This window comes from Pararhizobium antarcticum, from assembly GCF_001885585.1.
Taxonomy (GTDB): domain Bacteria; phylum Pseudomonadota; class Alphaproteobacteria; order Rhizobiales; family Rhizobiaceae; genus Pararhizobium; species Pararhizobium antarcticum.
On sequence record NZ_LSRP01000102.1, the window covers coordinates 1 to 26,850 of the forward strand.

The window sequence follows — 26,850 nt, forward strand, 5'->3', positions numbered from 1 at the left end:
GTTTAATATTAAACTACCTGTCAAGATGCGTGGCATGTGAAAACGCCCACGCTGGTTTCCCGGCATGGGCGTCTATCATCTGCTCCATCAGCGATGCCTGCTAGGCAGCGCGGCGGGTATAGCCCTGCTGGCGCGTCACCGACGGATCGCCGCCGCCCAGTTTGAACTGCGCCAGCAGGGCATTGAGCGCCGCTGCTTCCGCGGCAAGGCCGTGGCTGGCGGCGGTCTGTTCCTCGACCATGGCGGCGTTCTGCTGGGTGCCCTGGTCCATGGTGTTGACGGCCGTGTTGATCTCCTGCAGGCCAACCGACTGTTCGCGTGTGGCCGTGACGATGGCGTTGATATGGCCGTTGATCTCCTGGACTTCCGACACGATGACTTCCAGCGCCTTGCCAGTCTCGCCGACCAGCGTGACGCCCGAGCGGACCTGTTCGCCGGACGTGTTGATCAGCGCCTTGATCTCCTTCGCAGCCTTGGCCGAGCGCTGTGCCAGTTCGCGCACTTCCTGTGCAACGACTGCAAAGCCCTTGCCGGCATCGCCGGCGCGGGCTGCTTCGACGCCTGCGTTCAGCGCAAGCAGGTTGGTCTGGAACGCGATTTCATCGATGACGCCGATAATGTTGGAAATCTCGCCGGACGACTTCTCGATGCCCTGCATGGCATTGACCGCGTCGCGGACCACTTCGCCGGATTTTTCCGCGCCGGCGCGGGTGCGTGCCACGAGCGCGCCGACTTCCTCCGCACGGTGGGCCGAATCCTTGACCGTCGTGGTGATTTCCTCGAGTGCTGCCGCCGTTTCCTCGACGGAGGCGGCCTGCTGCTCGGTGCGGCGGGCCAGATCGTCGGCGGCATGGCGGATTTCGCTGGCACCGGCATCGATGGCGCGGGCATTGGTGCCGACCGCCTGCAGTGCATGGTGCAGTTTGGCGACCGAATTGTTGAAGTCGGCACGCAGGCGATCCAGATGCAGCACGAAGGGCGTGTCGATCCGGTAGCCCAGATCGCCATCGGCAAGCCGGCCGAGACCGGTTGCCAGCGCATCGACGGCCTGCTGGATGTCGGCGGTTTCCTTTGCCTTCAGCGCCTCCCGCTCCATGTGCTCGCGTTCCGACAGCGAACGTCCCGTCATGGCATCGCGCTCGAGGCGGACGCGCTCGACGGCATTGGTCCGGAAAACGGCCACAGCCGCCGCCATGGAACCGATCTGGTCACGGCGGTCCTGTCCGGGGATTTCAGCCTCCAGATTGCCGGCGGCAAGGTTCTCCATCGCCGCAGTCATTTCCGTGACCGGACGGATGACGAGACGGCTGAGCAGCGTGGCGAGGAAGGCGATCATCACGCCGACGGCCAGAATCGTTGCGATCGTGGCGGCGATACGGAACTTGCCGATGGCGGAATAGGCCATGTCGGCATCGACGGCAAAACCGACATACCATTCGACAGAGGGCAGACCGGCAACCGGGACGAACGAGACCAGCATCGGCTTGCCGTCAAGTTCGGTGCGCGTGATGTCGGCACCGATCGAAGGTGTTGTCGTCGGGAAGGCATCGGCAAGCGACTTGGTGACGAGGGCCGCATCGGGATGAACGAGGATCTGGCCGCTCTTGTTGACGAGGAAGGCAAAGCCCCTTCCGCCGAGATCGACCGAGGTGATCATATCGACAAGGGTCTTCAGCGAGAAATCGCTGCCGGCGACGCCGACCAGTTTGCCGTCCTTCTTGACCGGGACGGCCGCGCTGATGATCAGGTCGCCGCTGGAGGCGTCGATATAGGGATCGGTGAGGAGGCTGGCATCGGCCTTGACGGCACCAATGTACCAGGGACGCTGGCGGGGATCATAATCTGCCGGCATGGGGGACTCCGGCCACATGGTGAACGTGCCGGCTTCGTCGCCGACATAGGTGCTCATGAATTCCTTGACGAGAACGTCGTTCTTCAGAGCGCCTTTCAGGCCGGCCGGATCGGCCGCATTGCCGGCCGCATTTGCGGCCATCGCGGTCAGCGTCACGCGGCCGTTCAACCAGTTGGCAATGCTCTGCGCCGCCTGCTTGCCGGAGGATGAGATGCTCTCCTCGACGGAGCGCGTCGTGGTGGCGTGCTGCAGCGTGTCGATATAGACGGAGAAGCCGCCAAGGGCAGCGACGACCACGAGCGACGCTGCAACGAGAATACGTGTCATGAGGTTCGATCGTTTTGTGGACAAGGGAGCATTCCTTACGGCGGTCCGGCATTGTGCCGGGCGGGGCTCGATCTGTGACTTCCGCGCAGAAAGAGCCCCCAGCCCTGCGGCGGCGGTTTCTCTGGCTGACGGAAAAGGCGGGACATGCCACGAGGGCGAAATGCGCGGCCAGCGTCATGCTGCCGTTGCGAGGCCCGGCGGTGCCGGATCCTGCTGTAGCACTGATCGTAGATCGACGTGTTTAAGAGGGTGTTAAAATGGCAAGAATTCAAGGGTGCAACACCCCCCATTTCGGTCATTTCAACGCGCGACGGTCTTCAGCGCCGAAAGAAGGTCCGGTTTTTTCAGCCCCCATCCCGTTGCAAGGTGCATGGAGGAGGAAATCCCGGCGTCGAGCATGAACGGCCCCGGCGTGTCCGCCTTCGTCCGAGAGGCGGCGCGGGGCTTCAGCGGCGTGCCATGGCCCATGCCCTCGATGATGTAGAGTTCGACCTTGATTTCGCCCGCGGCATTGCGCCAGAGACGCTTCAAATGCCCATCGACCCGGCTTTCAACATAGGTGTCCGCGTCGAGCCCGTGCAGATCCAGCCATTGGGCAAGCAAAGCCTGGGCATTGCTGATCGATACCGTCGTATCCTTCGTCCCGTGCCAGATCGAAACGCTGGGCCAGACCCTGGTGGCGGGGGCAGCTGCCCGAACCAGGTCACTCCAATCCGACACGGCCCGTTCCGGCGCCTGGCGCATTGCGTCGAGTGCGCGGCGCACGTCACGGGCGGCGCCAAAGGGCAAGCCGGCAATGATGCCGCCGCCGGCAAACAGGTCCGGATAGGTTGCCAGCATGGCAGCGGTCATCGCGCCGCCCGCCGAAAGACCGGTGACGAACACGCGCTTGCGGTCGATGCCATGCAGCGCGGCCATCTTCGTGACCATCTGGCGGATCGACATGACCTCGCCGCGGTCACGCGTGACGCTGCTCGGGCGGAACCAGTTGAAACAGAGATTGCCGTTGTTGCTGCGGGTCTGCTCGGCATAAACGACGGCAAAGCCGCGCTCGCGGGCCAGCGTCGACCAGCCGCTGCCCTGGTCATAGGCCTGCGCCGTTTGCCGACAACCATGCAGCACGACGACGAGCGGCGCCTTCTTCGGCAGCCTCGGCGGCACGTAATGCAGCATGCGCAGGCGCCCGGGATTGGTTCCGAAGGTCGCGACCTCTTCAAGCCGCCCGGTGGCCGCCGCGCGCGGCGCAGCCTTCGGCCGGGATGCCGCAGTCGTCGTCAGGACCGTGCGGGAGATTTTCACCGCCTTGATCAGCGTCTTTTCCCAACGACGATGCTGCTTCAGCAATCCCGAAAACGGCAGTTTGAATCTTGAACGCATGGCAGGATCAGCTCTTTCCAATCAGGACGTTTCCCCCCGAAACGCCGTATTCCTCCACACATGCCTGCAATATGGGTCGCGACCGCCCATCCGGCAAGGATGGAAAGTGCAGCAGTCACTCTGCCATTGGCGAAAGAGATGCGACCAGATGATCGAACACGGCGCGCATGCGCGGGCTGCGATTGAGATCGTCATGGGCGACGATCCACATCGGCAGGCTTGCCACCGCAATCTCGGGAAAAATGCGGATCAGGTCCGGATCGCGACCGGCGATCCAGGTGAAAACGGGTCCGATCCCGATGCCTGCCCGCAGGGCGGCCATCTGGCATGGCATCGAGGCTGCCCGGAACCGGACATCGCCCTTGCCGATCGGCACCGAACGCTCGACACCGAAGGCGATGGCACGCAGCGCATGTTCCTCGCCGATCACCAGGTGTCCCTTGATGTCCGCAGGTGTCAGCGGCAGCGGCAGGCCGGTGCGCGCGAAATAGGCGCGGCTGGCAAACAGCCCCATGGAGAGCTGGCCGAGATTGACCGCGATCAGATCCTCCTGGGTGGGGCGGAAAAACCGCACGGCAATGTCGGCCTCGCGCCGCAGCAGATTGTCCGCGTCGTCGCGCACCGACAGCTCGATTTCCAGCTGCGGATGCCGGTGCAAGAGATCACAGAGCACCGCCGGCATGATCTCGGAGCCGAAGATCTGGCTCGTGGTCAGCCGTACCGGCCCGACAAGACCGGGCCTTTCGCCGCGCAGCGAGCGGCTGAAGGCAGCAACCGCGTCATCCAGCGTCTTGGCGGTTTCATAGAGTTCCGTTGCCCGCGCGGTGGGCCGGAAGCCGCCCGGAATGCGGTCGAACAACACGTCACCGGTCAGGTCTTCGAGCTTGCGGATATGCCGGCCGACGGTTGGCTGGGTCGTTCTGAGCAAGCGTGCAGCACGCGTCAGATTGCCGGTCCGGACAACGGCTGCAAAGGAGCGGATCAACGTCCAGTCTATGGCGGAGAGGTCAAATGTTCCGGATGGGCGGCGGGTCTTTTCCATGCACTGATGCATGCAGCCCATGCAGTTCCTGTCAAGTTCCAAACATCAAAAGTCGATCTATGTTTGCCGCCACTGCTGTTACGACGTCACCAGACCAAGGAGGCCGGCGCGATGAACGCCGATATGTTGTTTTCGCTCAGTTCAACGCTGGCGCTTGGCGGGTGGATCTGCCTGTCGATCAGCGTCTTGACGCAGCGGTTTAATTTCCTGCGCGACACGGTTGCGCGCCTGCTCATCCCCTTTGTCTTTGCCGGACTTTACACCGCCCTGATCGCCGGCTTCTTCATGGGCGCGAAGGGCGGCTATAACAGCCTTTCGGACGTGGCGGCACTGTTCGAGACCCGCGAGATCCTGTTGGCGGGCTGGATCCACTATCTCGCTTTCGATCTCTTCGTCGGCAGCTATCTGGCCGAACGCGGCGCGCGCGACGGCATGCCACGCCTTGTCCTTTTGCCGATCCTGGCGACGACCTTTCTGTTCGGACCGGCCGGCCTGCTCGCCTATTTCGCCATTCTTCCTTTTGTGCGGCCACAGGCCATTGTCGCCTTTTCGACACGCAGCAATCCGGAGCCGAACCATGGATGACAAGATGACCCCGTCCAAGCTCCGATCATCGGGCGACCGGGCGGTGTTTCAGCCGCTTTCCTGGACGGCAGAGCGCAATCTGATGAACGGCGCGATTTTCCTGTGTCTGCTGAGCCTGCCGCTGGCGCTTCTGATCCAGAGCGACATGCGCCTGGTCTATGGCGTGTCCACCTGGATGAAGCCGTGGAAATTCTCGCTCTCGCTTGGCCTTCATCTCGCCAGCATCGCAATCTTCTGGCCCTGGCTTTCGCCTGCACCACGCGATCGCTGGACGGGCGGCCTGATGATCCGCCTCCTGCTGGCCATGAGCTTTTTCGAACTGTTCTACATCGCCAGCCAGGCGGCGATCGGTCAAGACTCGCACTACAATGTCTCGACGCCCTTCACGCAAATAATGTTTCAGTTGATGGGCCTGGGTGCGGTTATCCTCGTTGCGACCACCTTCATCGCCGGCATTGCCGTCCTGCGCGCACCTGCGGACGGCAATCCGGTCCTGCGCCGCGCCATCGGGCTTGGCCTCGTTCTCTCCGGTGCGCTCGGCATGATCACCGGGGCAGCGCTGGGTTCAAACGATGGCCATCTCGTCGGCGTGCCCGGAAATCCCGCAGATGTGGTGCCTTTGTTCAACTGGTCCCGCGAGGTCGGCGATTTGCGCATTGGCCATTTCTTCGGCCTGCATGCGCTGCAGATCGTGCCCCTCGTGGGCTGGATCGTTGCGCGTCACGCGAACACGAAAATGGCACTCCACACGGTGCATGCGGCAGCGGCTCTCACAACACTCGTGTCACTGGCGACGCTGGGCCTTGCCCTGTCCGGCAGGCCGATATTCTAGCACGGACATGGCCTAACGGCGCATGAAGGCTTCGAAGGCTGCGCGGGCTTCGGCGCTCTTCAGCTGGCTGGCGAAGTGACCGGCCTCCTCGTCGATGCGCGCCAGCACATCCGATCGGTCGCCGCGGATCAGGTTGCGGGCGATGCGCAAGGCTTCCGGCGGCTTTTTCGCAAGGCTCGTGGCAAGCGACAGCGTTTCGTCCTCGACGACCTCCGGAGCGACGATCTTCCAGATCAGCCCCGCGTCCAGCGCCTCCGGCGCCGTCATCGGCTGACCGGCGGCCAGAAGCGCAAAGGCCCGCTGATGCCCCATGAGGCGCGGCACGAGCAGACTGGAGGCCGCTTCCGGCACCAGCGCCAGATCGACGAAGGGTGTCTTGAAGACCGACCGCGCCGAGGCGAGCGTCAGGTCGCAATGCAGGTGGATGGTCGTGCCGATGCCGATCGCCAGGCCATCGACGCCGGACACGACCGGTTTCGATGCGGTCGCCAGGGCGCGCAGGAATTCGATGACCTCCTGCCCCATGCTGCCGCCCATGGCAAAGGCCATGAAATCGGCCATATCGTTGCCGGCCGAAAAACAGCCGTCGGTGCCGAGGAAGGCCGTGACCCGCACCTCCGGATCGGACCCCGCGACCGTCAGCGCATTGGTCATCTTGGCGTACATCGCCTTGGTGATGGCGTTCTTCTTTTCCGGCCGGTTGAAGCGGATCACCTGCACGCCGGGATGGCTTTGCGGACGTTCGATCGTCACATGGTCGGTCATCGGAGCATCCTTCACTTCGGCGCAATCAGTTCAACAGGGTCAGTTCGGGACGATCAGTTCAGGACGACGCGGGCAGCGGCCAGACTGGCCGCGCCTGAGATCACCCGGTCTCTGAGCGACGCCGTTTCGGAAATCAGGTTTTCGGCTGCAAAGCGGCAAAGCGCGATGCGCGCCGGCTGCCTGTCATCGCCGCCATCGGCAAGTCCACCCTTGGCGAGATAGACGCCGCTCAGGGCAAGCCCGAAAAGCCGCAGATAGGCTGTCGCACCCGACAGCGCGTCCTCCATCCGACCCTCGTCCAGAGCCGTCAGCAACCACTCCGTCGTCGCTTCGAGATCGGCCAGCGTTGTTTCCAGCCGTTCGCCCGTCTCACTGAAACCGTCGAGATTGGACGTGGCAACGGCCTGCGCAACCGCCTTCATTTCGGCAATCAACCCGCGCACCTGTTGTCCGCCGGACAGCGGCAGCTTGCGGCTGACCAGATCGATCGCCTGGATGCCGTTGGTGCCTTCATAGATCGGCGCGATGCGCGCGTCGCGCAACAGGCGGGCAGCACCCGTTTCCTCGATGAACCCCATGCCGCCATGTACCTGCACGCCCATCGAGGCGACATCGACGCCGACATCGGTGCCGAAGGCCTTGGCGATCGGGGTGAGCAGGCTGGATCGTTCCTGCCAGTGGCGGGCGGTGTCACCTTCCGTCGAATGGCCGAGATCGACGGCATGGGCACAGGCATAGGTAATGGCGCGGGCGCCCTGCGTCAGCGCCTTCATGGTCAACAGCGTGCGGGCAATATCGGGGTGCTCGATGATCGGGCTCATGCCGGCGCCCTGCCAGCCCGGCGCCTTTCCCTGGGTGCGGTCCTTGGCAAAGGCGATCGCCTTCTGGGTTGCGGCATCGGCCATGGCGACGCCCTGCGTTCCGACCGTCAGACGCGCATTGTTCATCATCGTGAACATGCAGGCCAGTCCGCGATTCTCCTCGCCGATCAGATAGCCGACCGCGCCTTTTTCGGCGCCGAAACGGCCATCGCCGTAGATCATCGTGCAGGTCGGCGATGCATGGATGCCGAGCTTGTGTTCCAGCGCGTGGCAGAAGAGATCATTGCGCGCGCCGAGTGATCCGTCGTCGTTGACCAGGACTTTCGGCACGAGAAAGAGCGAGATGCCGCGTGTGCCGGCCGGCGCATCCGGCAGGCGCGCCAGCACCAGATGGATGATGTTGTCGGTGAAATCATGTTCACCCCAGGTGATGTAGATCTTCTGGCCGAAAATGCGGTAGGTGCCGTCGTCGCGGCGTTCGGCGCGCGCCTTGAGCACGCCGAGATCGGAGCCCGCATGCGGCTCCGTCAGGTTCATGGTTCCGGTCCAGGTGCCGGCGATCATCTTTTCGAGAAAGACCGCCTTCAACGCATCGGAGCCGTGTTTCTCCAGCGATTCAACTGCGCCCATGGTCAGCATCGGGCCAAGTGCAAACGCCATGGAGCCGGCATTCCACATTTCCATCGCCGCCACATGCAGCATGTGCGGCAGGTTCTGGCCGCCGAATTCCTCCGGAGCCGTCAGGCTGTTCCAGCCGCCGCCGATCCAGTCGTGGTAGAGATCACGCCAGCCATCCGGGGTCTTGACTTCGCCATCGACGAGACGCGAGCCCTGCTTGTCGCCGATGGCGGCCAGCGGCGCGACGGCGTCGGAGGCAAAGCGCCCTGCCTCGGCGATGATCGCCTCGACCAGATCGGCACTGAGATCGCCGAATGCCCCCTCATCGAGCGAGGCCTCCATGCCTGCCACATGCTTCAGCGTGAACAGGATGTCTTCCACCGGTGCCTTGTACATTGTCGATTCCTCCCATCCCAGCATGACAGCATCACCGGTCAACCGTCCAGCAAGCGTCATTTCCTTTCCGCGAAAAATATTGATTTTTACGTAAACGTCAATCGTCGATTGTCACGTCCTGCCGGGAAAGCATGCGGGACGGCGGGCCCTGACTGCAACAAAACTGTCATGGAAACCTCATAAAGCGAAGGCTGACCTTCTCCCGGGATCCCTCCATGAACCTCGTCTCGCCTGAAATACCCGGCCTTGTCTGGGGCTACCGCTTCCTGCCCGGGGAAAGCCAGTGCGTTAGCATCGCGGCGGATGCCTCGATCGACGCGCTTACGCAGGGCGAAGGCTGGCTCTGGCTGCACCTCGCCTTGAGCGATGCCCGGACGCCGGGGCTGATCGAGCGTATCGGCAACCTGCCGCAAGCCGCGCTCTCCACCCTCTCAAGCCACGATACGCAGGCTGCCGTCACCGTGGCCGACGACATGATCCACGGCACGCTGGTCGATTTCGAGCGCACCTTCGACGCCGTCACCCAGACCATCGGCTGGCTCCATTTCGCCGTCACCGACAAGATCATCATCACCACGCGCCTGCATCCGCTGCGCAGCATCGACCGGGTGAAGGTTGCGATCGAGAAGAACGCCCGCTGCACGCGACCAATCGACCTGTTCGAAATGCTGGTGATGGAATTCCAGCGCACGCTGATCACGCTGGTGCTGGAATTGACGGAAGAACTCAACGTCATCGAAGACGACGTCTACGGCGAACAGGGACATAACCACCAGCCCGGTCTTGCGCCGCTGCGCCGGACCGCGGTGCGCCTGCACAGGCACCTGCGCACGCTCCTCGCACTTCTGCGCCGGGCGGGCACGTCAGAGGAGGATGAAGTGCCCACGGGTTTCCTCGACGTTGCCGAGCGGCTGTCGGACCGGCTCGAGGCCGTCGACCGGGATGTCTTTGCACTGCAGGAGCGGGCGCGCCTGCTGCACGAGGAAATCGACAGCAAACTGTCGTCGGAAACCAACCGCCATCTCTATATCCTCTCGCTGATGACGGCCTTTCTTCTGCCGCCGACGCTGGTCACCGGGTTTTTCGGCATGAACACAAGCAACCTGCCGTTCGCGGAAGGCACCGGCGGCACCCTTGTCGCGGGACTGTTCATCCTGATTTCAATGGGGCTCGCCTGGACCATCCTCAAGCGCATCGGCATTCTTTGACGCATACAAAAACAGACGAACGCGCAAAAAAGGCCGGGATTGCTCCCGGCCTTCGAGTTGATGCTGAAGTTTGGACCGATCAGTACGGCGAATTGCACGCACGGCGCGGGCCGGAATTCGGCTGATAGCTGTTGTCCGATACGCGATAGGAGCGATAACGGTTCTGGCACCAACCGACATGGCTGCCACCATAACGGACCGGACGATCAGCAATCGCGCCACCGATAATCGCACCGGCTGCAAAGGCGCCCAACGGGAACCAGACGCCATTGTGCTGACGATAACCGGGGCGACGCTCGCGATAGCCGCGATGGCCGTTGTAATAGGCATTGCCGCCCTGACGGTAGTAGCCACGCTGGCGCAGGATACGGCGTTCCCGCACACCGGGGCGACGATAATTGCGGTTGTTGCGGTCACGCCAGGACTGCTGCACGTTGATCACGTCGGAGGCACGTTCGGTCGAAACCTGAGCGGGCACAAACGGTGCGGCCTGCAGGGGCACGACGGATGTCATCATGACAACGGCGGAAAGCGCCACCGGGATCATTCTCTTTGTAAATGCAAACACGTGGTTTCTCCTTGGGAAACAGAGTATCGCGAGGATAACGGGGGGAGGCCGCGATTGTTCCCTGCTGCCGCGCCGGGCAACCTGAAGAAAACTTCGCGATAGCGGTCTTTACCTTTGGTTAACCATGTTTGCGCACCCTCTCTCCCATGGAAAAGCGCAGGATCCTCACCTTCACGACGTTGCTCCGCCTGGTTTCAGTCTGCGGCGCACTGCTCGTCGGCGCCGAGACACAGGCACTTGACGTAGCTCCCTGGCTGCGTCCCGGCCACGCGATCGTCATCGATGCCTATGAGATGAACATTATCGACTGGGATGCCATGGCCGGAGACAAGAAGATTGCCGCCTTCATTTCGAAAGCATCGGACGGGCTTCCCGAAAGTTTCGACTGCAAGGGCGCGCATCGCGGCGACACCCTTAATCACTGCAAGACCATGTGGCGGAAATATGCTGTCAGCCGCGAACTCTACCAGGCAAGGCGTCTGATCGCGCGCAGTCGCGGCCTGCTCTGGGGGGCCTATCACCTCGCCCGCCCCGGCAATCCGATCGACCAGGCCAATCACTTCCTCGACTATGCGAAGCCGCGCGCCGACGAACTCATGGTTCTCGATCTCGAAGGCATCGACGCGGAGAAATACATGTCGCTGGCGGATGCCGCGATCTTTGCCGGACATATTAAGTCCCGCACAGGTCGCTATCCGATGCTCTACACCAACCACGCGACGGCGAAACACATCGCTGCAAACCGCGCCGACCATCGTCTCCTGTCGCGCCTGCCGCTCTGGTACGCCCGCTACAAGCCCGGCATCCGCAATGTCTTCCCCATGGGCAACTGGGAAAACTATGCGCTTTGGCAGTTCTCTTCCGGCTCCAACTGCGGCAAGCGCCGCTGCCCCTACCGCGTGCCCGGAACCTTGACCGACATCGACGTCAACGTCGCGCCACTGGATGCGTCGGCCCTGAAGGCCGTCTGGGCAAAGGGCGATCTGCTGCCCGAGAAACCGCTGGAGTTTCCGCTCATGATCGCCAGCGGTCGCGGGCAGATTTCCGCCGGCGCCGGCATCGGGGTGGACATGACGTTGACCGCATCGATCCGCCGGCCGGTCACCAAGGCATCCGCGAGCCGTCATGCCATCCCGATCCACACGGAGCGTTCACCATGGCGCGCGGAATATCGGCGCCCCTAGCCAACATTAAGACTCCCTGAAGCCATTGCCCCTATGACCGGCAGCAACTGAACTGCACATGATGAGCAGGTATGACCAAAACCGTGATCAGCAAAAATCGCACGACATCCGTGTCGATTTCAGGCCAAGACGATATTCTCATCGTCGACAAGGGCATTGTCGTATCGACGTCCGGGACAGCGTTGTCCGCCGCCGGCACGGCGACCGGGCGCGAGATCTACATCAACGGTTCACTCGCCTCCCGCTCCGGCGTGGCCGTAAAGTTCGGTGCAACCTCAGCCATCGATAGCGACAGCCTTTTCGTCGTCGGCAGCGCCGGCAAGATTTCCGCCGGCGGCATCGGCCTCGACATCAAGAGTACAGGCTTCGATCTCGTCAACCACGGAACGATCGAAAGTGTCCAGACCGCCGTAGCGGCAAGCGGCCCCTCGTTTTCGATCGTCAACAACGGTCTCCTCACATCCTCCGCCGGCATTGCTGTTTCGGCGTCCGGCAAGAGCGCCCTTGTCGTCAACAACGGAACCTTCGCGGCGTCGGGCAATGCCGTCGTGCTTTCCGGACAGCGGGCCAACCTGACGAACAATGGCGAGATCAGTTCGCTGAAGACCACGGCCATCCTTTCCTCCGGCAGCCTTGCGATCCTCACCAACCATGGCACGGCAAAGGCCGACGGCACTGTGATCGCAACATCCGGCAGCGGCGTGAAACTCACCAATGACGGCGCGATTACCTCCGCGAAGGGCACGGCGATCACAGCCAGCGGCGCCACGGCAATCATCACCAACAGCGGCACGATCACGGCCGCCAAGGATGCCATTATCCTGTCCGGCGATGACGGCAAGGTGACCAATAGCGGGCTGATCAAAGCGGCAGCCTATGCCATCAGCGTCAGCGCCGACGATGCCATTGTCACCAACTACAAGACCATCCAGGCGGGTGGTGGCATCAAGATGGCGGGAACCGGCGAGACGGTGGCCAATTACGGCACGATCACCGGAACGCTGGCGGCCCTTGCGACCATCGACCTGTCCAAGGCGACGGCGTCGAGCCTGCACAATTACGGCTTGATCAGCGCGAAAGGCATCGCCTTCCTCGGGGGGAGCGGCACGCAATCGCTGTTCAACAGCGGCACGATCAGCGGCGCCATCGATCTCGGTTCCGGCAACGACTATTTCGACGGCACCGCTGGCAAGGTCATCGGCACCGTCTCCGGCGGCACAGGCAACGATGTCTTTGTGATCAGCGATGCGGCGATCAAGCTGGTCGAAAAGGTGGGCGGCGGCACGGATCTCGTGAAATCGACCGTCAGCTTCACGTTGCCGGACAACATCGAGAACATGACCCTGAACGGCACCGCCGCGATCAAGGCGACCGGCAACGGGCTCGCCAACCAGATCCACGGCAATAGCGGCGCCAACACGATCGACGGCAAGGCCGGAAACGACACGCTCTGGGGCCACCGCGGCGCGGATCTGCTGACCGGCGGGACCGGTGCCGACCAGTTCGTGTTCGCAACCGGCGACGGCAAGGATACGATCACAGACTTTGCAGCAACGGGTAGCGCCCACGACATTCTCGACCTGACCGGGCTTGCCAGCATCACCGACTACAAGGATCTCGTTTCAAACCATATGACACAGGTCGGCAGCGACGTGCTGATCAACGGACTGAGCGGCGACAGCATCCTCTTGAAGGGCGTAAAGCTCTCGACGCTGGATGCCGGCGATTTTTACTTTTGATCGGTCGCAGGACGCCGCATTCATCCATCAATCAGAAGGCAAAGCCTGCGCCTGCCACATGAAGGCGGGCGCAGCACGTCTTGCGCGTAAGTTCGTCGCAGTTGCTCACGCCTCGATCTGTACATCTCCGAGCGGGCGCGAGCAGCAGGCGAGGATGTAGCCTTCGTCGATCTCGTCGTCGAGAATGCCGCCATTGTGGCTCATCTCGACCTCGCCGGAAATCTTCATCACCCGGCAGGTGCCGCAGAGACCGCCTTCGCAGGCCGCGCCAATGCGCACGCCATTGGCCCGCGCCGTCTGCAGGATCGTCTGGCCGGGCTGGCATTGTGCCTGTTTGCCGGCCATCGTGAAGGTGATGGTGGAAACGGACGCGGGATCGACCGCTGCTGCCGTTGCGCCGGCACGGATTGCGAGCTCCGCCGGGTCCGGCGCATTGGCCGGCTGGAAGCTTTCCTCGTGATACTGCGCCATGTCGAAGCCGGCCGACAGCAGCGTCTCTCGCACGCCGCGCATGAAGGGTTCCGGCCCGCAGCAGAACACAGTGCGCTCCATGAAGTCCGGCGCGAGCAGCGAAAGCTTGGTACCATCGACGCGGCCGCGCAGGCCGTGCCAGCTGTCCCGGGGCGAATGCCCTTCGACGATGAAGCCGAGCGACATGTTGGGCATGTGTGCCGACAGCACCTCGAGTTCGCCGCGGAACAGGAGATCATCCGGGCGTCGGGCGCAGGAGATGAAGGCGACATCGCCCTGCGGCGTGCAATCGGCCATCCAGCGGGTCATCGACATCATCGGCGTGACGCCGGAGCCGGCCGAGATGAACAGGTATTTTTCTGCCGGATAGCGCACGAAGGTGAAATCGCCGAGCGCGCCGAAGGCCTTGAGCGTCATGCCCGGCTTCAGGTTGTCGAACATCCAGCGCGTACCGATACTTTCCTTCTGCGCCTTGACCGTGACCGCGACCGAGAAGGGGCGCGACGGGCTCGACGACAGCGTGTAGGTGCGCATCACAGGCTCTTCCGGCGTGACCGGCAGTTCCAGCGTGACAAACTGGCCCGGCAGGTAGCGGAACCAGCCGGGCTTGTTGGAGCGAAACGCAAACGTCATCACGTCAGGCGCCTCGGCGGTCACCGAGATGCACTCCAGAAGGTGCTGGCGGTCATTCCATGGTTTCAGCTCGTCGAGATGCTGGAAGGCTGCTGCAATGGTCATGTCAGGCAACCCGGACCAGAGACGGAGATGCGGTTGCGCCCTTCAGGCGGTCGGCCATGAAATTCGTGTACCATTCGACGAACTGCATGACGCCGCCTTCGTGTTCCGGTGAATAGGGACCGGGCTGATAGGCCGGCGAGCGGATGCCGAAGGCATTTTCCTCGACGATCTGGCGGTCCTGGTCGTTGGTCTCGGTCCAGACATGGGTGAGTTCTTCGATCGTGTAGTCGACGCCTTCGACCGCATCCTTGTGGACCAGCCACTTGGTCGTCACCTGCGTCAGTTCCGGCCCGAGCGGCAGAACACGGAAGGTGATGGCGTGGTCGGCCAGCACATGGTTCCAGGTGGACGGATAATGGAACAGCAGCAGCGTGCCGATATGGCTCTGGCTGACGGCGTCGGACAGCTGGCGGCGCACGGCGCGGGCGCCGGACATGGTGTAGCTCTCTGCGCCTTCGATCAACGGCATGCGGGCAACGCGGAACTGGCCGCTCGGATCGAGCTTGAATTCGCTCGGCAGGCCGGAGGATTGGCAATGTTCCCAATGGGCGGCGATGACGGGATCATCCTTGGCACCCTGCACGCCGGTTGCCGTCGGGGCTTCCGGATAGGTGCGGCAGAGTTCGGGATGGTTTGCGGCGCAGTGATAACACTCGCGGTTGTTTTCCCAGACGAGCTTCCAGTTGCCCTTCTCGATGATCGTGCTTTCGAAGGCGACCTTGGTGTCCTTGAGATTGTGCGGCGTCACATAGGACGAGACCATGTCGCGCACCGGCTGGAAATCCATGGCGTGTTCGGCGAGGCAGATGAAGATGTAGCCACCGATGGTTTCGCAATGGATGGGCTTCAGGCCATGCTGGTTCTTGTCGAAGTCCTCGCCCATCTGGCGGGCGAACAGCAGCGTGCCATCAAGCTCATAGGTCCACTGGTGATAGGGACAGACCAGCTTTGCGGACGAGCCCTTGGCACTGGCGCAGACGCGCGATCCGCGATGGCGGCAGGAATTGTGCAGGGCGCGCACCGTGCCGGTGCGGTCACGGACGATGACGACGGGGTATTCGCCAACCTGGACGGTGAAATAATTGCCGGATTTCGGGATTTCGCAGTCGTGGCCGATGAACAGCCAGTCCTTGTACCAGATCTGCTCCATATCGATCTTGAACAGGTCCGGATCGGTATAGAAAGCCTGCTCGAGGCTGTGGCCGGGACGGCGGTTCTTGAGCTTGCGAAGAACGTCGCTGCGGAGATCCATGTTCGTTTCCTTAAAACCCGCTGAATGCGCGGTGCTCGCCACTTTTTAACGGATGCGCCGGGCAGGAAAGGAACCGCCGTTGCGCCGCCAGACGCTTCGGATCACAGGTTCGCCTTCCGGTCGCCCGCCGCGACCAAGACATCTGTTTCGTGACAAGGCTGGTTTCCGGGCTCAAGAGCTGTCCTTGCGGACGGCTGCGGCGCCTTCCCGGGCTCCCCGCCCAGTGGCTCTTTGCCGAAGCACACACTCCACCACCGTTGCGGGGGCAGCGCCGGGATCTGACCGGCTTCCCAATTCTCCGCCCTCCCGTTCAGAGCGACACCTTGAGTGATCCCATCTAACCTTCCGGCAGAAGAAAAGAGACGCCGGAAAGCGACATCGGATTCCAGAATGACGACACCGCCACAGTTCATCCACAAAGAACGGAGCCTGGTTATTTGGCGAACAGAAACAAGGTGATGGACTTATTTTTCAGCAGGATGCACAAATTCTGGCAGCTGGCCTGAAAACGGTGCGCAAGACTGTCGTTTTGCGACATGTCGAAGACAAGACCGGCATCGTTGACGCAAGCCTCGCATCATAGCCAGCCGATATAGCTTCTAAAGATTGCGTTAACCCTGACGGTGTAGCCTTCGCGAAAGAGGACTTCGGCCTCTTGCGCGCATTTGCTTCGGACACGTCTTGCAACGCGACCAAAGTGTGGGACCGGCCATTGTCTAAACTCAGATATTACGATGCAGCCACAGTCAGAAAACCGGAACCGCCGCCAAAAGCGGCGATCTATACCGAATTCCTGCGCACCGGCCGGATCAACCGGCGCGCTTCCGACTGGAACCCGCTCGAAAAACGCTACCTGACGCATGACGAGGTCGCCGCCCGCACCGCCAAGAAGCTCGAGACCGCCGGCGATACGACGCATCAGCGGATAAACGCCTTCCATCCGTCGATCCGTTTTCCAAAGCTGCTTTTCCAGCGCACCCTGAAGGGCAGCCCGCATCTCGGCTATTGCCACGTCACGGCGGCAAAGACCCAGTTCTCGCCGCTGAAGGACATCAAATGGTCTTTCTACATTGCCAATTTCTACGCCGACATCGGTGACAGCGAACAGTTCTTCGAGCGGATCAATCTGGGCTATTCGCGCATGTATTTCGCCGTGGCGATCGACGAGGGCGAGGAGATCGGCCGGATGGTGATCAACCGCAGCCTGCGCAGCGACGGGCTTCTGTTTCGCACCCATGATCCGAAAGTGGCGCTGAAAAACGTGCTTCAGCTCGGCGCCCGCAACGAACAGCTGCGCAAGATCATTCGTAGCCTCTGAGATTAGCGACCGCAGCGACGGCAGCCGGAATTCGTCCGGACAGAAAAACATTCTGTTTTGCGGCCGTCTGGTCTAAAGAGGCGGACATCACGCAAGCGGAAGACACCTGGGCATGGCCGACATCATCGATACGCGACAAGAGCCGGAAAGCGCCCTGGCGCGGGCCTGCGCCGTGCTCGCCGAAGGCCTGCCGGTGGCGATCCCGACAGAAACGGTCTACGGCCTTGCCGCCGACGCCACCAATCCGGAGGCGATCAGCCGCATCTACGAAATCAAGGGCCGGCCGCGCTTCAATCCGCTGATCTGCCACGTCTCCGATTTCGAGATGGCCGACCTGCATGTCGAATTCGACCCTTTGTCGCGCTGGCTGGCCGAGGCCTTCTGGCCGGGACCGCTGACGCTGATCCTGCCGCTCAAATCCGACAGCACCGTGCACGCCCTCGCCTCCGCCGGGCTCGATACGCTGGGTGTGCGCATGCCGGACGGTTTTTCGCGCGGCGTCATCGCCCGCTTCGGCAAGCCGCTGGCAGCACCGAGCGCCAACACCTCCGGCCGCATCAGCCCGACCACGGCCGCACATGTCGCGGCTGATCTCGGCGACAAGCTCAGGCTTATCCTTGACGACGGTGCCGCTGGCATCGGGCTTGAATCGACGATCATCAAGGTCGGGGGCGGCGAAATCCATCTGTTGCGGCCGGGTGGTCTGGATGTCGCAGCAATCGAGGACCTGACCGGCAAGGCGGTGCTTCGGCCCGAGGCCGCCGGTGCGGTCATCGAGGCGCCCGGCATGCTCACTTCGCATTATGCGCCGTCGGCCGGTGTTCGCCTGGGCGCAACCGAGGTCCGGCCCGGCGAGGCGCTGATCCGCTTTGGCGGCCTGCCGCTTCCTGGCGAAGACAAGGCGGCGATCGTGCTCGACCTCAGCCCGACAGGCAACCTGCGCGAAGCGGCGGCCAATCTCTTTGCCTTCATGAAACAGGCCGATGCAACGGGTGCACCGTCGATCGCCTTCGGTGCGATCCCGATGGAGGGACTGGGCGAAGCGATTAACGACCGGATCGAACGGGCGGCAGCGGCGCGGGATTAACGGGTAGAAAGCACACCACTGATGACCAACACGCTTCCCTCAACCGATCTCCTTGCCCGCTTCACCGCCATTGTCGGCGCGCAGCATGCCGTCACCGATCCGGCCGCACAGGCGGCCTATCTCGTCGAATCCCGTGGCCTTTATAGAGGCACGACGCCGGTCGTTCTGAAGCCCGGTTCGGTTGCGGAGGTTTCCGCGATCCTGAAACTGGCGACGGAGACAGGGGTCGCCATCGTGCCGCAGGGGGGCAATACCGGGCATGTGGCTGGCCAGATCCCACGACCGGATGCCGGCGATATCGTGCTGTCGCTGGAGCGGCTGAACAGGATCCGCGCCATCGATCCCGTCGGCAATGTCATTGTCTGCGATGCCGGCTGCATCCTTGCGGACATCCAGCAGGCGGCGGAAGCGCAGGACCGGCTGTTTCCGCTGTCGCTTGGCTCCGAAGGCTCCTGCCGGATCGGCGGCAACCTGTCGACCAATGCCGGCGGCACGGCGGTGCTCGCCTATGGCAATATGCGCCAGCTTTGCCTCGGGCTGGAAGTGGTCTTGCCGACCGGCGAAATCTGGGATGGGCTGCGCAGCCTGAAGAAGGACAATACCGGTTATGACCTGCGCGACCTGTTCATCGGTGCCGAGGGCACGCTCGGTATCATCACCGGCGCGGTTTTGAAGCTTTTCCCGAGGCCGGCCGGTCATCAGGTGGCCTTTGCCGGGCTGAATTCCGTGGCGCAGGCGCTCGCCCTGTTCGACCGGGCCTCCAGCCTCTGCGGACCGGCGCTGACCGGCTTCGAGCTGATGCCACGGATCGGCGTCGATTTCACGACGCGACATATCCCCGGCGTCCGCGATCCGATGCCGACGCAGCATGCCTGGTATGTGCTGATCGATATCTCGACCACCGACACGGCCGAGCGCGCCGAACAGATGATGCAGGATCTTCTGACACGCGGAATGGAGGATGGGCTGGTCGAAAACGCCATCATCGCCAGCAGCGAAGCGCAACGCAAAAGCCTGTGGCACATGCGCGAAAGCATGTCGCCGGCGCAGAAGCCCGAGGGCGGATCGATCAAGCATGACGTCTCCGTGCCGGTCTCCGCAATTCCGGCTTTCATGGCGCAGGCGGACGCGGCTGTCATGGCGGCCATTCCGGGCGCGCGCATCTGCGCCTTCGGGCATATGGGCGACGGCAATATTCATTATAACATTTCCCAGCCCATCGGCGTCGACAAGCAGGATTTCATCGACCGCTGGCGCGAGATCAACGCCATCGTCCACGGCATCGTGCTGACCTTTAACGGCTCGATTTCGGCCGAACATGGCATCGGCCAGTTGAAGCGGGACGAACTGGCAGAGGTGCGGCCATCGATCGAGATCGACCTGATGCAGCGCATCAAGCACGCGTTTGACCCCGCCGGCATCATGAACCCCGACAAGGTGCTGAAGGCGCGGACGGCGTAGGGCTTACAGCCCGCCTGAGCGCAACTGGCTCAGGCTCAGCAGCGTATCGGCACTAATGCCGCCGCCGCCGCTGCCCGAAAGGATCAACTCGCCGGCGGATACGTCGATATTGTTTTCGATGTCGTACAGCGCGGTAAAGCGAACGAGCAGCTTGTTCAGCGCCTCCGGATCGTGCAGGTCCTCGACGTCGAGCACACGATTGATGTAGTCGTACTGCAGATCGACGTCTGCACTCGACATTTCCGAGGGGATGTTGAACGTCGTCTGGATGACCTGCAACAGGGCGCTGTCGGCGAGAAGGTCATAGGCATTGTTGACGCTCGACGCCATGCGTTGGAAATAGAGCGCCAGGCGCACGCCGGCATTGTCCTCGCCTTCGGTCTCTTCCAGTGTCTGGTTGAGATAGAGGTCCATCGTGTCGATGAGGCCGCGCCGCGACTGGATCTGCCCCGACGTTGGTTTCTCGATCTGCCCCGCGACATTGAAATTGAAGGAGGCGACCAGCTCGCGGTAGCGCGTATCCGGCTCGGTGTTGACGAAGCTGTCCGGATCGTCGAGATCGGATTCGAACATCTGGCGGACATAATCGGTCTCGATCTCTTCGGGATCGATGCCGGCAGCGACCAGGATGAAATCGACGAGCCTGCGGTTGTCCAGGAGATCGTCGAGGGACGCCAGCTTCCCGACCTCGGCGCTGTAATATTTCGATTCCGCCGTCGCCGCCGTCTTGTCTTCCTCGGTGCCAAAGCGGCTCTTCTGCACGACGTAACCCGAGGCCGTGTTGAGGATATCGGATTCCGACTGCGCCATAAGCGGCGTGCCGAGCGTGCCGTCCGCGTTGAAATTGAACGCTTTCGCCAGTTCGACGTAGCGGCTGTCCTTCAGGCTGTTGGCATAGCTCTTGGGATCGTTGAGATCGCTGGTCAGCACCTTCTTCAGCTTACGGATGCTGTCACCTTCGTTCTCCAGCCCGAAGGCCTGGAGAACCAGCGTCATGATCTTTTTGTCGTCCAGCATGTCGTCGACATCGACGACGAGGCTCATCAGCGTCTTGTAGGAGGAGATCAGCGCCGTGTCGGCCGCCTCGTAGCTGTCATTGTAGCGGTCGATATAGCCACCGGAGGTCGCGGCCATCTGCGTTGCGGTCTGCGGCGTATCGCCGGACGCCAGCGTGCCGTCGGACTGGAAGTTATACGCGCGGGCGATCTCCTGGAAAATCGACTTGTTCTTGTCGGTGGACGTGTTGACATAGCTGGCCGGATCGTCGGGATCGCTGGTCATCACATTGTTCAGCGTTGCGATCAGCGTCGTCGACGGCAGGCCGTAGGCAACGACGATGTAGTTCAGCATGCGGCGGTTGGAGAGCAGGCTGTCGACCGTGGTGATCGTGTCGATCGTCGTCTCGTAATAGAGCTTGTCGAGCAGCGCGGCGCTGGTCGACAGGCGCGGCTGCTGGAAGACATAGGCTTCGTTGGTGGCGGCCTTCTGGGCATCGGCCATCGGCAGATCGCCGGAAGCCAGCGTTCCGTCCAGCTGGAAATTGAAGGCGGCGGCCAGCGGCGTGTAGTCCGGTGCGTTGTCGATCTTCGACTGGTAGCTGACGATCAGCTTGTAGGCGGCGCTGCTGGGATTGGCCAGATCCTCCGGCGTTGCCGTCGCCTGGACATTGGCGATCTTGTCCAGAAAGCCCTGTTTGTAAGCCGCCGCCTGGACGTTGACGAAGCTGGCGGGATCGCTGACATCGCTGGTGATGACGCCCTTGAACTGTTCATAGGACGTGTATTTCGAATCCAGACCGAAGGCCTGGAACACGTAGTTCTTAAGACGGTCGTTCTGCCAGATCTCGTCAGCATTGGTCACACGGTCGATCGCTGCGTTAAAATAGGCCGAGTCGCTCCGGACGGCCGCATCTTGGTTGACGTAGCTCTGGCTGTAGAGACCGATGACGGCATCTTCCTGTGCATCACTTTGAACCACCGATGTCGAGGTCGAGAAGCTGAAGGCTTCCGCGAACTTGCGGTAGCGTTCGTCGGTGAGCATGTTGGCATAGCTGTCTTCGTCGCTGAGATCGCTTTCCAGAACCTTGCGCATGAAGGCCTTGGCATAGGCCATGTCCTCCAGCCCATGCGCTTTCATCGCATAATTGAACAGCCGGTAATCATCCATGAATGCGTCGACGGATGTGACGTTGCCGATATTGGCCTTGTAATAATCGGCCTCACGCTTGACGAGCACCTGTTCCGACGTGCGCTGAAGGCTGAGCTTCATGTCGCGCGTGATGAGGTTGTAGTCGATGAACGTCGATACCATTTCGCCCTGCCAGACTTTCCGCGAAGCGTCCCCGTCGGGTGCTTCCAGACCATATTTTCCATGCTTTGCGGCAGGCCGCGGATGACGGCCGGGCAGCAAAAGCGCTGGTGCGAGCATCGACGTGTTTGCTTGTGCGTGGCTTTTGCCTTTTCAAGGTGCTGCTGCCGGGCTCGCCAAATGCGGCCATTTTTCTTCACACATGGGAAACCGTGACCCGTCGGTCTTTGCTAACCATCAGGAACTGCAAAGTTTTTTTAACTGCGATTTTTAAGCGGTCTGGAAGGGGCGGCGCCTATCTTGAGATCACAGAGGACGAAAAGTCCCAAAGAGAAGACCGGAAACCGGCTCTCAAGGAAAACAAGGGCGATATGAAATGGCGAAGTCACTTTCTCAACCGGCGTGGGTCGAAACCACGCTCCGGCTCGATCCGAAGCGCTTTCCGCAGCAGGTCAGCTATGCCTTGCACGGCGGGACCAGCAATGTCACGATCAGCCTGGACGAACGCGGCGCCGTGATGCGCAAGATCCTGCCCTCCAGCGGCCTGCCCTTGTCGATCGCACTGCCGTCGCGGGCTTTCAAAGGGGTTGCTGCCCGGGCGATCGATCACGGAGACGGAGACGTTACGGTGACGCTTGAACTGCATCACGAAGATCCGGACCTCTGCATCCCGCTTCTGGTCGCCCACGACCTGTCCGATATTGCCGCCGACTGGCGCACCTGGGCGGAAGCCTATCGCATCCCGATGCTGATGGTCGAGGCTGATGGCATTGCCCGGCCGCTTGAACAGCATCTCGGCGATGTCCAGACCCGCGACGTCAAGCCGCGCCGCCGCCATTCGCTTTTCGCCGACCGCCGCCCGCGGTTCCTGGTGCGCCGTTCGACCGGCAGCCTCGGCATCCAGATGAAGATCAACGGCCGGGAAATCATAGCCCGCAACTGATTTTCGACACAATCTGAAACCTGTTCTCCAGTGCAGAAAGCCGACCGTTCCCTGCGGTCGGTTTTTTGTTTTTTGTTACAGCGACTTACCCTGTTCCCGCGGAAACATCGGCGAAGCCTTCTTCATGCCATATGCAGCGCACATCCTGCATGGAAGACAAGGAGACAATCCGATGCGCAAATCCATTCTTGCCGCCCTCGCCGCATTTTTTGCCGGGCCCGCCGAGACCGTCCCTAAACGCGATGATGAATTGAGCTGGGCCTGACCCCAAAGTTCCGAGCGGCGGACCCCTTGCCCTCCGGCCCGGCCGGAGGGTTTTTTCGTCCGACCCTGGTGACTGTCCCCCCTGAAAGCGGGTTCGATCTCAGAGGAGGCGAGCGGCCAGCGAAAGCACAAGCCCGCCGAACACGATCAAGCCGACAACGCCGTTGAACTTGAACAGCGCCAGGCATTGCGCGGCATCCCGAATGTCGAGAACGAGGATCTGGTAGGCGAGAAGGACAGCGGCGACGATCAGGCCGAGATAGGCCAGAAAGCCGGCCCCGGCCGCCAGGAAAGAAATCCCCAGCAAGACGACCGTCAGGCCGTAGAGACCAATCAGCCAGGGACGCGGATTGTCGCCGAAGCGGCGCGCGGTGGAGCGGACGCCGATCAGTTCGTCATCCTCCTTGTCCTGATAGGCATAGATCGTGTCGTAGCCGACGGTCCAGGCCACGGCTGCCAGATAAAGAACCAGCGGCGCGACATCCAGCCGTCCGAATTCGCCGGACCAGCCCATCAGCGCCCCCCAGGAAAAGGCAAGGCCGAGAAAGAACTGCGGCCAGTCGGTGAAGCGCTTGGCAAAGGGATAGATGGCGACCAGCACCAGCGACAGCATGCCGAGCACGATCGAAAATCCGTTGAACTGCAAAAGCACGATCAGCCCGACAAGTGCCTGCAGCACGGTGAAGATCTTGGCCTGCAGCCGCGACACCCGCCCCGACGGGAGCGGTCGCGAGCGGGTGCGGGCCACTTCCATGTCGATCCTGTGGTCGATGACGTCATTATAGGTACAGCCGGCCCCGCGCATGGCGACCGCGCCGATGAAGAACAGCAGCAGGTGAAAGAGGAAGCGGCCGAGCGAAAAGCTTCCGGAGAGCGCGGCGCTGTTGGCCGCCAGTCCCGCCGACCAGAAACACGGCCACAACAGAAGTTGCCAGCCGATCGGCCGATCCCAGCGGGCAAGCTGCGCATAGGGCCACAGCGGCCTTGGCAGGACCCGGTAGACCCAGTTCTTGGACGGCGCATCGGAGACGCGCCCGGAATCGGCGGCAGGACGATTGTTCATACCGCCTGTTTGCAGCCGGAAAAGGCGGCGGTCAAGCGGCGGCCGATCAAGCTCTCATCGTAGTCCCGGATGCAACGACGGTCAGTCCAGCGTAAAATCGAAGCGATAGGTTGCCGACAGGCCAACGAGGAACTGGTTGCGCGTGCCGCGTTCCTTAACGAGGCTGGAATCGGCTGCGGGGCCCATCAGCCGCTTGTATTCGGCGAATGCGCTGGCCTCGATCTTTTCCGTTGCCTGCCAGGTGATCGCCGTGCCGAGGCCAACAGATTGAAGGCCGCCCGACGGCTTGTACTGGCTCAGCCCCGAGGCTGCCGCCTCGCCGGCATCGACGCCGTAATAGGCATCGAAATAATCGCTCGTGGCCGCCGCGACCCGCGGTCCGCCGGAGATGCGGACCGTGTCGGAAACATCGACGAAGGCATCGGCCGCGAGATCGCCGACCAGACCGTCATGGCTGCGGATGCCGTGCCGCAACTCGCCGCGCAGACGCAGCCAGTCTGTCGGATAGACTTCCGCAAAGGCACCGAGTTCGCCGCCGAAGCGCACCGGGTCGAGCCCCTTCAGGTCATCGGACGTATCGCCGTCGCGGGTGAGGATCAGCTTTCCGGACAGACCGGCCCGGAAGGCACCGGTGTCAACGAAGGCAAAGGCAGGATTGTCGTTTCGCGAGGAGAAGCGGACCGTGCTGCCGGCCCGACCAAGGGAAATCAGCGGCGCCGCCTGCAGCAAACGTTTCGACGAGCCATCATATTTGGCCCCGAGAAAACCCGTCGCACCGACCTTCAGATACCAGTCTCCCGACCAGAAGTGCTGCGCGTCCTGCGCCTGGGCGGCGTGCGGCATGGCGATCAGAAGACCAACGGAAAGGGCGAGCAGTGAATGACGCAAGACAATACTCCAAACTGGTCAATACCGGGCTGGCAACAGAGCGCAACCGGGTCGGATTCGTCGAAACTGCGCGAATCATACCACAGGCTGCCCACAGGCTGCATTGAAGATCTTATAGCCCGCGGCCTTTTACCAACGCGTTAACCATCGACATCCACAGAGCGTTTACCCTGCGCATTGTTTTTTCCGATTGCACTTCTCCTGGAGTGCAATCGCCCTATAACGAGAAAGGAGCAATCACTGACACCTGTGATTGAAATGGGATTCGAGGATGGAAAAAACCCGTAATATCCTAGAGTTGCCAAGCCCTGCATTCGGAGTACCATCTTGACCGGGCGGAGCGATGACAGAACGCTTTTCGGAAAGTGTCGACCAAAGCTGCGCACCGTTGAAAAGAGCCAGCCTGACACGACGATCGAATGCGTCCGTTGCAAGATCGAGGTCAAACCATGGCAGACCACAGCATACCAGTATGGGCTGTGTGATGCGTGCCTTTGCGGAGGTTTTTCATGAACTATCCTATCTTGAAGTCCCGCCGGAAAAATAGCCCGGCCCCCCTGCCGACAGAGTTCCTGCCGATGGAAAGCGCGCCGCGCGACGGCACCAAGATCATGCTGCATCTGGTGCGACATACAGACACCGGTCACAGCGACGTCTGCACACAGGGCTATTACTGGCCGATCCAGGCCAATGAATACGGCCACCACTGGTATCTGACGGACTACACCCACGGCCGATTCGTGGAGAGCGATCTGAAGGGCTGGGCACCCTCCCCCTTCAATCGTGCCGAGCTTTGAGACCGGGGGTCAATCGGCGCGGCCCTTGAGATAGAGGCTGGGCGAATGTCCCAGCATGCGGCGGAACATCGTCGTGAAGGCCGAGATATTCTCATACCCCGCATCCAAGGCGACATTCGTCACCGTCTCTCCTTCGGCCAATCGCGGCAGCGAGGCAAAGATGCAGGCCTGCTGGCGCCAGGTGACGAAACTGACCCCTGTTTCCGCTCTGAACAGCCGGGTAAAAGAGCGGCGGCTCATGCCAAGTTCCCGGGCCCAATCGTCAATGCCTGTGTTGGCGGCCGGCATCTTCAGGAACCGGCGGCACAGAACGGCCAAACGCGCATGGGCGGGAAACGGCAGGCCGAGCGGCCGCTCCGGCAACTGTTCAATTTCATCGAGCAGCAAATCCATCAGCAGCCGCTTGCGTCGGGGGCTGGGCGGGTTCTGCTCGGCAAGCAGCAATTCGTCCATCAGGCTGCCGGCAAGGGGCGTCACCTCGAGGACCTTCGGTCGATCATTGTCGATCACGGAACGCTCGACATAGATCGAGTGCATCTCGACATCGCTGATCATTTCGCTGAAATGTTCCAGACCCGCCGGGATCAGCAATCCGTGGCCGGGTGGAATCATCCATCGCCCGTGCGCCGTACTGACCAGCACGACGCCGCGACGGGCGCACCAGATCTGCGTCTTGGCATGGCTGTGCGGCAGGCCCCTTGAGCCGGCGGGATAGAGCCGTCCGAGCATGGCGAGCGGCTCGTTCGTGCTATCGATCCAGGACAGGTTTGCTAAATGCGTGTCCTCATCCGAATGTCCGGCAATTTTCAATTCGATTTTTCGCATTTGGCCCACTCTCGAAAGAATGCGACCAAAGCACAAAGGCAGGCCAATCTCAAGCAGGCTAAGAGGCTAGCAGGCCTTCGTATAGGCAATGGCATTGATACCGCCGGAGGCATTCGCCCGGC

Annotated in this window: 22 protein-coding genes and 1 riboswitch; of the genes, 10 read left to right on the forward strand and 12 right to left on the reverse strand. The window is 61.9% G+C overall.

Annotated elements, in window-relative coordinates; translation table 11 throughout:
• Positions 1–100: 100 nt before the first annotated feature.
• The 3 genes from mcpU to AX760_RS17635 all read right to left on the reverse strand — a co-directional run bounded on the left by mcpU (position 101) and on the right by AX760_RS17635 (position 4,598).
• Entirely contained in the window at positions 101–2,179 is a 2,079-nt protein-coding gene (mcpU, locus tag AX760_RS17625; protein WP_071834304.1) for a methyl-accepting chemotaxis protein McpU, read from the reverse strand.
• A 300-nt stretch (positions 2,180–2,479) separates the two neighbouring features.
• On the reverse strand, positions 2,480–3,556 hold the full coding sequence (locus AX760_RS17630) for an extracellular catalytic domain type 1 short-chain-length polyhydroxyalkanoate depolymerase (protein WP_071834305.1): 1,077 nt from the start codon (positions 3,554–3,556) through the stop codon (positions 2,480–2,482).
• Between the two features lie 115 nt (positions 3,557–3,671).
• The gene (locus AX760_RS17635) at positions 3,672–4,598 is read right to left on the reverse strand and encodes a LysR family transcriptional regulator (RefSeq protein WP_071834330.1); all 927 of its coding nucleotides are present in this window, start codon (positions 4,596–4,598) and stop codon (positions 3,672–3,674) included.
• A 111-nt stretch (positions 4,599–4,709) separates the two neighbouring features.
• Here AX760_RS17635 and AX760_RS17640 point away from each other — a divergent pair, with 111 nt between their 5' ends.
• The gene (locus tag AX760_RS17640; RefSeq protein WP_071834306.1) at positions 4,710–5,183 is read left to right on the forward strand and encodes an ABA4-like family protein; all 474 of its coding nucleotides are present in this window, start codon (positions 4,710–4,712) and stop codon (positions 5,181–5,183) included.
• The gene (locus AX760_RS17645; protein ID WP_071834307.1) at positions 5,176–6,015 is read left to right on the forward strand and encodes a hypothetical protein; all 840 of its coding nucleotides are present in this window, start codon (positions 5,176–5,178) and stop codon (positions 6,013–6,015) included. The genes AX760_RS17640 and AX760_RS17645 overlap by 8 nt, the downstream gene beginning before the upstream one ends.
• A gap of 12 nt (positions 6,016–6,027) precedes the next feature.
• Here the strand turns inward: AX760_RS17645 and AX760_RS17650 are convergent, their stop codons facing one another.
• Complete coding sequence (locus tag AX760_RS17650; RefSeq protein WP_071834308.1) at positions 6,028–6,780, reverse strand: crotonase/enoyl-CoA hydratase family protein; 753 nt, start codon at positions 6,778–6,780, stop codon at positions 6,028–6,030.
• 53 nt (positions 6,781–6,833) lie between these two features.
• Positions 6,834–8,615 (reverse strand): acyl-CoA dehydrogenase, encoded by a 1,782-nt coding sequence (locus AX760_RS17655; RefSeq protein ID WP_071834331.1) that lies wholly within the window; start codon positions 8,613–8,615, stop codon positions 6,834–6,836.
• 215 nt (positions 8,616–8,830) lie between these two features.
• Here AX760_RS17655 and AX760_RS17660 point away from each other — a divergent pair, with 215 nt between their 5' ends.
• Positions 8,831–9,823 (forward strand): transporter, encoded by a 993-nt coding sequence (locus AX760_RS17660; protein ID WP_071834309.1) that lies wholly within the window; start codon positions 8,831–8,833, stop codon positions 9,821–9,823.
• Positions 9,824–9,902: 79 nt separating this feature from the next.
• Here AX760_RS17660 and AX760_RS17665 read toward each other — a convergent pair whose 3' ends face one another.
• A complete protein-coding gene (locus AX760_RS17665) occupies positions 9,903–10,370 on the reverse strand; it encodes a BA14K family protein (RefSeq protein WP_071834310.1) in 468 nt (155 codons plus the stop codon).
• Positions 10,371–10,537: 167 nt separating this feature from the next.
• Between AX760_RS17665 and AX760_RS17670 the strand changes: the two genes are divergently transcribed.
• Together AX760_RS17670 and AX760_RS17675 are read left to right on the forward strand one after the other, a co-directional pair.
• Positions 10,538–11,575: a glycoside hydrolase family 25 protein gene (locus AX760_RS17670; protein WP_071834311.1), complete on the forward strand. Its 1,038-nt coding sequence runs from the start codon at positions 10,538–10,540 to the stop codon at positions 11,573–11,575.
• Between the two features lie 71 nt (positions 11,576–11,646).
• Positions 11,647–13,314 (forward strand): calcium-binding protein, encoded by a 1,668-nt coding sequence (locus AX760_RS17675; RefSeq protein ID WP_071834312.1) that lies wholly within the window; start codon positions 11,647–11,649, stop codon positions 13,312–13,314.
• Positions 13,315–13,419: 105 nt separating this feature from the next.
• On the opposite strand, the gene AX760_RS17680 is transcribed toward AX760_RS17675, so the two are convergent.
• Both AX760_RS17680 and AX760_RS17685 read right to left on the reverse strand, forming a co-directional pair.
• Positions 13,420–14,523 (reverse strand): FAD-binding oxidoreductase, encoded by a 1,104-nt coding sequence (locus AX760_RS17680; RefSeq protein WP_071834313.1) that lies wholly within the window; start codon positions 14,521–14,523, stop codon positions 13,420–13,422.
• Between the two features lies 1 nt (position 14,524).
• Positions 14,525–15,775, reverse strand: coding sequence for an aromatic ring-hydroxylating oxygenase subunit alpha (locus AX760_RS17685; protein WP_071834314.1), 1,251 nt, complete (start codon positions 15,773–15,775; stop codon positions 14,525–14,527).
• Between the two features lie 139 nt (positions 15,776–15,914).
• A riboswitch (cobalamin riboswitch) is annotated at positions 15,915–16,116 on the reverse strand.
• Between the two features lie 371 nt (positions 16,117–16,487).
• Here AX760_RS17685 and AX760_RS17690 point away from each other — a divergent pair.
• The 3 genes from AX760_RS17690 to AX760_RS17700 all read left to right on the forward strand — a co-directional run bounded on the left by AX760_RS17690 (position 16,488) and on the right by AX760_RS17700 (position 19,641).
• Positions 16,488–17,093: a DUF6656 family protein gene (locus AX760_RS17690; RefSeq protein WP_071834315.1), complete on the forward strand. Its 606-nt coding sequence runs from the start codon at positions 16,488–16,490 to the stop codon at positions 17,091–17,093.
• 112 nt (positions 17,094–17,205) lie between these two features.
• A complete protein-coding gene (locus AX760_RS17695; RefSeq protein WP_071834316.1) occupies positions 17,206–18,180 on the forward strand; it encodes an L-threonylcarbamoyladenylate synthase in 975 nt (324 codons plus the stop codon).
• Between the two features lie 21 nt (positions 18,181–18,201).
• Complete coding sequence (locus AX760_RS17700; RefSeq protein WP_071834317.1) at positions 18,202–19,641, forward strand: FAD-binding oxidoreductase; 1,440 nt, start codon at positions 18,202–18,204, stop codon at positions 19,639–19,641.
• Between the two features lie 3 nt (positions 19,642–19,644).
• Here the strand turns inward: AX760_RS17700 and AX760_RS17705 are convergent, their stop codons facing one another.
• Positions 19,645–21,951, reverse strand: a complete 2,307-nt coding sequence (locus tag AX760_RS17705) for a DUF1217 domain-containing protein (RefSeq protein WP_071834332.1) — start codon at positions 21,949–21,951, stop codon at positions 19,645–19,647.
• Between the two features lie 373 nt (positions 21,952–22,324).
• Here AX760_RS17705 and AX760_RS17710 point away from each other — a divergent pair, with 373 nt between their 5' ends.
• On the forward strand, positions 22,325–22,891 hold the full coding sequence (locus tag AX760_RS17710; protein WP_071834318.1) for a DUF6101 family protein: 567 nt from the start codon (positions 22,325–22,327) through the stop codon (positions 22,889–22,891).
• A 364-nt stretch (positions 22,892–23,255) separates the two neighbouring features.
• Here AX760_RS17710 and ubiA read toward each other — a convergent pair whose 3' ends face one another.
• Together ubiA and AX760_RS17720 are read right to left on the reverse strand one after the other, a co-directional pair.
• On the reverse strand, positions 23,256–24,218 hold the full coding sequence (gene ubiA / locus AX760_RS17715; RefSeq protein ID WP_071834319.1) for a 4-hydroxybenzoate octaprenyltransferase: 963 nt from the start codon (positions 24,216–24,218) through the stop codon (positions 23,256–23,258).
• An 81-nt stretch (positions 24,219–24,299) separates the two neighbouring features.
• Complete coding sequence (locus AX760_RS17720) at positions 24,300–25,061, reverse strand: MipA/OmpV family protein (RefSeq protein WP_071834333.1); 762 nt, start codon at positions 25,059–25,061, stop codon at positions 24,300–24,302.
• Between the two features lie 554 nt (positions 25,062–25,615).
• Between AX760_RS17720 and AX760_RS17725 the strand changes: the two genes are divergently transcribed.
• Positions 25,616–25,903, forward strand: coding sequence for a hypothetical protein (locus AX760_RS17725; RefSeq protein ID WP_071834320.1), 288 nt, complete (start codon positions 25,616–25,618; stop codon positions 25,901–25,903).
• 9 nt (positions 25,904–25,912) lie between these two features.
• On the opposite strand, the gene AX760_RS17730 is transcribed toward AX760_RS17725, so the two are convergent.
• A complete protein-coding gene (locus tag AX760_RS17730; RefSeq protein WP_071834321.1) occupies positions 25,913–26,728 on the reverse strand; it encodes an AraC family transcriptional regulator in 816 nt (271 codons plus the stop codon).
• Positions 26,729–26,850 lie beyond the last annotated feature (122 nt).

Excerpts from the sequence above, each read along its gene's own strand:
- mcpU (WP_071834304.1), bottom strand. The coding sequence starts at position 2,179 with ATGACACGTATTCTCGTTGCAGCGTCGCTCGTGGTCGTCGCTGCCCTT.
- AX760_RS17630 (WP_071834305.1), bottom strand. The coding sequence starts at position 3,556 with ATGCGTTCAAGATTCAAACTGCCGTTTTCGGGATTGCTGAAGCAGCAT.
- AX760_RS17635 (WP_071834330.1), bottom strand. The coding sequence starts at position 4,598 with ATGGAAAAGACCCGCCGCCCATCCGGAACATTTGACCTCTCCGCCATA.
- AX760_RS17640 (WP_071834306.1), top strand. The coding sequence starts at position 4,710 with ATGAACGCCGATATGTTGTTTTCGCTCAGTTCAACGCTGGCGCTTGGC.
- AX760_RS17645 (WP_071834307.1), top strand. The coding sequence starts at position 5,176 with ATGGATGACAAGATGACCCCGTCCAAGCTCCGATCATCGGGCGACCGG.
- AX760_RS17650 (WP_071834308.1), bottom strand. The coding sequence starts at position 6,780 with ATGACCGACCATGTGACGATCGAACGTCCGCAAAGCCATCCCGGCGTG.
- AX760_RS17655 (WP_071834331.1), bottom strand. The coding sequence starts at position 8,615 with ATGTACAAGGCACCGGTGGAAGACATCCTGTTCACGCTGAAGCATGTG.
- AX760_RS17660 (WP_071834309.1), top strand. The coding sequence starts at position 8,831 with ATGAACCTCGTCTCGCCTGAAATACCCGGCCTTGTCTGGGGCTACCGC.
- AX760_RS17665 (WP_071834310.1), bottom strand. The coding sequence starts at position 10,370 with ATGATCCCGGTGGCGCTTTCCGCCGTTGTCATGATGACATCCGTCGTG.
- AX760_RS17670 (WP_071834311.1), top strand. The coding sequence starts at position 10,538 with ATGGAAAAGCGCAGGATCCTCACCTTCACGACGTTGCTCCGCCTGGTT.
- AX760_RS17675 (WP_071834312.1), top strand. The coding sequence starts at position 11,647 with ATGACCAAAACCGTGATCAGCAAAAATCGCACGACATCCGTGTCGATT.
- AX760_RS17680 (WP_071834313.1), bottom strand. The coding sequence starts at position 14,523 with ATGACCATTGCAGCAGCCTTCCAGCATCTCGACGAGCTGAAACCATGG.
- AX760_RS17685 (WP_071834314.1), bottom strand. The coding sequence starts at position 15,775 with ATGGATCTCCGCAGCGACGTTCTTCGCAAGCTCAAGAACCGCCGTCCC.
- AX760_RS17695 (WP_071834316.1), top strand. The coding sequence starts at position 17,206 with ATGGCCGACATCATCGATACGCGACAAGAGCCGGAAAGCGCCCTGGCG.
- AX760_RS17700 (WP_071834317.1), top strand. The coding sequence starts at position 18,202 with ATGACCAACACGCTTCCCTCAACCGATCTCCTTGCCCGCTTCACCGCC.
- AX760_RS17705 (WP_071834332.1), bottom strand. The coding sequence starts at position 21,951 with ATGGTATCGACGTTCATCGACTACAACCTCATCACGCGCGACATGAAG.
- AX760_RS17710 (WP_071834318.1), top strand. The coding sequence starts at position 22,325 with ATGGCGAAGTCACTTTCTCAACCGGCGTGGGTCGAAACCACGCTCCGG.
- ubiA (WP_071834319.1), bottom strand. The coding sequence starts at position 24,218 with ATGAACAATCGTCCTGCCGCCGATTCCGGGCGCGTCTCCGATGCGCCG.
- AX760_RS17720 (WP_071834333.1), bottom strand. The coding sequence starts at position 25,061 with ATGCCGCACGCCGCCCAGGCGCAGGACGCGCAGCACTTCTGGTCGGGA.
- AX760_RS17725 (WP_071834320.1), top strand. The coding sequence starts at position 25,616 with ATGAACTATCCTATCTTGAAGTCCCGCCGGAAAAATAGCCCGGCCCCC.
- AX760_RS17730 (WP_071834321.1), bottom strand. The coding sequence starts at position 26,728 with ATGCGAAAAATCGAATTGAAAATTGCCGGACATTCGGATGAGGACACG.